This window comes from Vibrio sp. R-1 (assembly GCF_035615595.1).
GTDB classification, from domain to species: Bacteria; Pseudomonadota; Gammaproteobacteria; order Enterobacterales; family Vibrionaceae; genus Vibrio; species Vibrio cholerae.
In genome coordinates this window covers 1-6,258 of the sequence record NZ_WPDC01000129.1, presented here as the reverse complement: position 1 = coordinate 6,258, position 6,258 = coordinate 1, and the positions used below count along the sequence as shown (strand labels likewise).

General features: G+C 43.1%; 5 protein-coding genes. All 5 read left to right on the top strand.

Annotation, left to right across the window (positions count from 1 at the left end):
- A partial coding sequence (locus tag GOU96_RS16505; RefSeq protein WP_420719701.1) for a bacteriophage T4 gp5 trimerisation domain-containing protein occupies positions 1-520 on the top strand: 520 nt, incomplete at its 5' end.
- Positions 517-1,044: a DUF4123 domain-containing protein gene (locus GOU96_RS16500; protein WP_000083095.1), complete on the top strand. Its 528-nt coding sequence runs from the start codon at positions 517-519 to the stop codon at positions 1,042-1,044. The genes GOU96_RS16505 and GOU96_RS16500, both read left to right, overlap by 4 nt.
- Positions 1,045-1,046: 2 nt before the next feature.
- On the top strand, positions 1,047-4,730 hold the full coding sequence (locus tag GOU96_RS16495; RefSeq protein WP_267780839.1) for a LysM peptidoglycan-binding domain-containing protein: 3,684 nt from the start codon (positions 1,047-1,049) through the stop codon (positions 4,728-4,730).
- Complete coding sequence (locus GOU96_RS16490) at positions 4,714-5,814, top strand: sel1 repeat family protein (RefSeq protein ID WP_113628971.1); 1,101 nt, start codon at positions 4,714-4,716, stop codon at positions 5,812-5,814. The genes GOU96_RS16495 and GOU96_RS16490 overlap by 17 nt, the downstream gene beginning before the upstream one ends.
- 59 nt (positions 5,815-5,873) lie before the next feature.
- On the top strand, positions 5,874-6,258 hold a 385-nt coding region (locus GOU96_RS16485), incomplete at its 3' end, for an MAPEG family protein (protein ID WP_206500476.1).

The following is a 6,258-nucleotide window of genomic DNA, read 5'->3' as shown; positions in this document are numbered from 1 at the left end:
TCTGACCGTTGAAAACGACCAGTTCACCGAGATTAAACGCAATCAACACCTGACGGTCGAGGGGGAAAGTCGTACGCTCGTCAAACTCGACAGCAGCAGCGAAATCGGCGGTTCATTGCAGCAAAAAATCGGCAACAAAGCGATTTACGATGCAGGCACAGAGGTTCACCTTAAAGCGGGTAACAAACTGGTCTTGGAAGCAGGCAACGAGCTCACCATCAAAGCGGGTGGCAGTTTTATTAAAGTCGATGCTGGCGGTGTGCACGTCGTCGGCTCTGCTATTAACCTCAACTCTGGCGGCAGCGCAGGCAGCGGCTCTGGCTATGGCGGTAAAATGGCCGAGTTGCCACATCAGATGAAGGCCACCCCTGCTGCGCCTAATCCATTACCTCTACAACTTTCAGCGCCGACGATGGCAACCTTAGCAATGGCAAACGTACCGCTTGCAAAAATGTGTCAAAGACAAAGCGATGGCTCATGTCCACGAGGTGATTGTCCATGTGAACGAGGTGCCTCATGAGTCAACGGAATACCATTAATTATTGGTTAGTTGTGGATACGATTCGTATCCCTGATGCGATATCGGTAATCACCAATAAGATGAAAGTCGAGCAAGCGATAGTTTTATTCGCAGGTTCCGATTTTGATTATTTGCAGGACAAAAGCCCATTGCTACTTAACATCGGTAGTCATAGTGCAGTATTAGAAAAGTGGCTAACCCTTCCCAATTTTGACTCAAGTTCAGTGATATTTGAGTTAGATTCTCGCCACGATGGATTTGAATTCACCGAATATTTACAGTCACTACTTCAGGTTAAGATTGATAATAAAGCCTGTTTTTTACGGTTTTATACCAATGCTTTTTGGAATCAAACCGCATCACAGCTGAACGATATAGACATTGCAACCCTATTAGGTCCAGCTCAGGCTATTCATTGGGTGGATACCGCACATCATAGACAAACATTGCACTATCCACCTCAAGTGTCTGAACCTTCTCAAGCCGTTAACCTGACCTCGCCGATTTTTAAGCTGTGGGTGTAAACATGACCGATAAAACCTATACCATTTTGAAGAACGATTGCTTAAGTGTATTAGCTAAGCGTTTCAACGTGTCTGTTGATGAATTGCTCAAACTCAACAGCCAACAGATTAAAGATCCTAATCTTATCTATGAAGGTGACGTTTTAAAGCTTCCAGAGGATTTAACTCAGCCCATTGAGTTTGATGGTTCTCGGATTGACTTAGTTGAGCCACCGACTCAGCCAAATGGCGGCAACGATACATGCCAAAGCTCAATGAAATACGCTGACATATTGTATGTGCCCGCCCACCCTAAAACGGGGAAACAAGCTTGGTATGCCTTAACCGAGCAAGCCAAAGAAAAAATAGCAATAGAAAGGGCGAATATAGCGCAAGCTATAGTTAAGAATGATGTCGAAGCCACGATGAAAAACCTCAATAAATTAGGTTTAATTTCAAAGTTTTCGGCAAAAGTTCACGAACAATTTATGACACCAGAAGAGGCTGAAAAATATAAAACACTCTTACTGGCTAATCTTGTGATTAAAAATGAAGCATTTAGAGTTGATGGGACGAATCCCAATGACTTTTTGCTTGATGTCGCTCTATTGATTGGTGTGCCTCTAGAAGAAACGCATAAGAAGCTATCTCATCGCGAGCAGGCCAAAAACAGGCACTTATACTACGGAAAATTTGGTAATTTATATCGTCCATCACCAGAAGGCCCTGTGTTTGAAAAACAGATCAATCACCAGTTACGAGCTTTGGTTATCGACAAAATTAAAGAAGAGATCCAACGGCTTGAAAAAGCTGCCGAAAATGCCGCAAAAGACCATGTAGCTGATGATGGTAGTAAATTTGTGTACCATAAACAGCTGAAGTACTTTACCAGTACTCACCAAAATACGTTGGCATTTTTGATACGGCAAATGCATTCCAGTCGAGGTCATGCTGAGCAAAATTTACTCAGCATGGGCGTTCAACGTTCTCGAGCTTATTTAGCATCGTGGCCAAAACAGTTACAACAAGCCTTAGAACAAGGCTCTCGTATGACGATGCTCTCAATTCAAGAGCAACAAGAGTTTCTTGCTAATCAAAAAGCGTTTGTATGTGCGATAAGTTTAAAAAGTCTCAACCATTATGGCTTAGTCATTAAAGAACAGTGTTTAACTTTAAATCAGTTGGAAGGCGAATCTGGCATAGCTTGCGGCCCTGCAGCGTTAAAAAAAATTAATAATTGGCGAGAGTCGGGCAAAGCACTCGATATCATCAATGACAGTCAGCTCATCAAAAACTTATATGAAGAAACCGCTGGCGATCAATTTGATAATGATCTTTTGGATGTTCATCTCAACCGAATTGTCAAAGGCCCGGCTGCGTGGTCCTATTTTACGGCGACAGCACTATCAGCGGTTATCGATGCGACAATCAATAAACATAAAAATGCCCTGTCACAGGTGCTGGGTAACGACAGGTCAACTCCGATTGATGAACTGTTTAGGCAATTACTTTGGGTTAAAAAACTCGCGGTAGCACGCTTAGAGTACTTAAAATCACTGGCTCAAAAACGCGCTGCGCAAGGTGCGGGTAGTTTAGAGTTTACTCTGGGTAATGAGAGCGAGATGCCGCCGACGCTGACCCTGCTATGGGATGAAACTAAGTATGAGCCTAAAGAAAAGCAGAAGTCAGGTTTTATTAATAAAGCAGGAGCTAACGATCTCCAAGCGGTGGAGTGTTGTTTACTTTCAGATAAGGAAGTGTTCTATATCCGAGGCCCACATTGGCTTATTCCAGAAAACAACGAGGATCGAGAAGCGGCCATAGCGGCCGGGCATGTACGAGTTATCACCGAAAGGATAACCTTTAGCACCGCGCAATCATCAGGAAAAAAAATTGTCGAAGTCGGTTCATTGACTGACGCCCTGAACGCGCTGAGTAAGCCAGAAAATACGCTAGATTTAATGCCCATCAAAGCCAGCGCTGAGTTCGATACTGCATTCTGGCAAGATAGCTACCATTACCAAGGTGGCAAGGGACCAAATGGTGAAACATCGGCTTATTCGGTTGATGCCGGTGCTCAGTTATTGCGCTTATCGACTAAGGCTGAAGCTGATCTCAATTCACCAGTCAGCACTTACCAAAATTTAATCAAAAAGCGCCGAGATATTGGTGGTTCTGGTTCAATATCTGCTCAGTTCACGGCTTTGCAAGGCCTGCTTAGCTTTGCATTTTGGCTCCCGCTTATCCCTGAAAATAAAGCTATGAAGCCAGAGCAGGTGGAGCAAGTGAAAGGGTATAGCATTAACTTAACCTACCTTGATAAACACAGTCGTGAACATAAATATGAAGCGGGTGATTTGCGGGTTTGCATCACAGGCTCCGTTTACGGATTGGCTGCTGCATCATGTCAATTAAGCGCTAAGCTCGCCATAGGGCCGAGTGATGTGAGTGACGGCTTTGGTATTAAAGGCAGTACTATAGGGTTATTAGATCCCAATATTTACGATGCTTATACCTTTGGGGGGGGAAGTTTAAGGAGCGCGGAACAAGCAGCTTATGCCGGAGAAGCGGCGATTAGTGTTGATGCATTTGCGGGGGTAGAGGCTGGGGGGACTTTAGGCGCTACTGTGTATTGGGCTCCACCTGAGGTGAAGTGCTTAACTAAGAGTAAGCCTCCTAAGCCACCGAAAAAGTTGGGCTCAATTGATGGTAAGTTATCAGGTTCATTTGGTGCGGGTTATCACGCCGAGTTTCGTCTGCTGGTTCAGGGTGGGGTAATCATCTTAGTGGCTTCAGCGGGGCTGGTTGTGGGACCCGGCTGCACGGGTAAAGTGGCGATTAATATTGATGCTAACGCTGCTGATGAGTTTATTGGTTGTTTACTTGGCGTGTTAAAACAGAGTCATTTCCGCCGCTTAGCGATTTTTGGAGAGGCGGATGCCAATGGCATTAATGATAGTTTTAATGAACTGAATAGCTTAATGACGCTTGTGCTCGGTATGGGTTTGAGTGTGGCGCAGGTATCACTGATGCCTGTAACCGCATTAGCGGGTTATAAGCAACAGGTACTGAGCCGAGAATATGCGCCGTTTTTAGCAAGACGTATAACGGATACAGATAAAACGGAAGTTATGCGCCAATGGATAGTGACATTACCTCCAGAAACGCTCTGTAATATTTTAAGCAGTTTAGTTCAAGGCCAATCCAGAACGAAGCAGAAAGCGAATCAACTGCAAGCCCAAGCCATTGTACAAATTATGCAGTGGCTATCGGCAGATAAGAGCGTTGGTGAAGAAGCCAACCAAAGGCAGTGGAAAGAAACTCTGATTGCGATGGGGAAACTTCCCGCAGGCAAAAAAGACCATCAGGTGGAATGGCAAACCTATCAAGCCCAGTGGCTAAGATTGGCAAGGTTTGTGAAAGAATTTGGTAGTGCGGAAAGAGGGCGCTTAATTAGATTGTTTGACCAAGAATCTAAAATGTTATGTAAAAACATGCTATTAACACGTTATGATGAGTCATTCCAGAGTGGCCTGCTGGTTGGAGTTCCCAAGCCAACCCAGTATTTTGCTTACCCGATTGGTTTGGTACAAAATCCAGTGGTCGGTCAAAAAGTGCAAATATGGCAAGAAACAGAGTCACACTTGGAGCTAGTGAAAAAGAACGAAACTATTATCAATTGGAGTATCCATGAAGCCTTATCCTAATCGACTTACCCGTTTTGTCTTGCTGCTGAGTATTATGATTGGGCTGGTGGCTTGTAAGCCTAACCCACAAGATGATATTGCCCTATTTCAGCCATTTATTACCGAAAATATTAATAAAAAATCAGCTGATCCTTATATCTCGAGCACCGTAAAGCCGGGAGATAAGATGTATGACATATTGGTCAATATTCAGCATGGGAAATGGAGTGTAGCAAAGAGTGGGTTACTCGTTCTAATCGAAGAAGGTAATTCTGATGCAATGTTGTGGTACGCAAAAATGATACTTTTAGATAATAATAAGAGACGCGAAGTTACAAATTTAATCTTTAAGTCATTAACCTCGGGTAATCCATACGCAGCTTTAGCTATCGCAAAAAATAGCCTTGCTTGTGCTTATTTAGGGTCAGGATCATTAGATAGTCAGGTTGTTAAATCCTTAGGAATTAGTGATCCGAATTCAGCTCGACTTTGCACAGACGATAATTTTCAAAAAGCCATCGAGCTTTTTAAACCTCTCGCAGCGCAAGGCGATCTGCGTGCTCAATATTTTCTACTACAACAGCAAGAGTTAGACCAATCGAAAGAGACTCGTGCTCAGTATATTCAAGAGGTGATTCGCTTTTCTCAAGCTCATTATTACCAACCCTTAATGGACTATATAAATACCATTTTAACTCGTCCACAGGGTAAAGATAAGTACGAAGCCAGAACAACAGAACAGTATAATTTGGCTATTGATTTATTAACAATTGCGTCTAATAATAATTACATACCAGCAATAAAAAGACTATTAGAAGTTGATCTTGATGAAGAAATATTTACAAAGCGTATGGAACAACTGACTCGTTTAGGATCCACCTTTGAAATATATGAGAATTATTTCAATAGTCAGGATGAACATGAAAGATATTATTATTCTATGCTTTTTAAACAGTTAACTGGAGACAATAAACTATCATCTTCTTATAGAGCGACTGATGACGAAGTAAAAATGATCAATGAGAAGATTGAAAAAGTAATAAGCTCTATGACACCAATGGTATACATAGATGGTTTTACTAGCCGTGATGATTGGGTGGATTAAATTTTTATAAAACTTTCATCTATACTCATTATTCTAGATATTCGTGTTTAGGAACGGTTATGGTCACAACAGGATATGCCGTCGTGCTGTGCGGCTGGTTGATTTATTTAGCCGTACAGGTGATTCGTCAGCGGCGTAAACATCAGGTGCTGTTTGCCGATGGTGGTGTGGATGCCTTAGTTCGGGCGCGCAGTGCGCAGAGTAATGCGACGGAATACATTCCCATTTTCCTAATCCTACTCGGTTTAGCTGAAATGAATGGCGTTAATGTGTGGTGGATTCACGCACTCGGCGTGGCCTTCGTGGTAGGGCGGGTGTTACACGCTGATTCGATGTTTAAAGCCACCATTCCTAATCGTGTGCGCGGTATGCAGCTCACTTTTGGCTGCTTAGCGGTACTGATGGTGTTAAACCTATGGGCATTGCCTTATAGCAAGTTCTTCT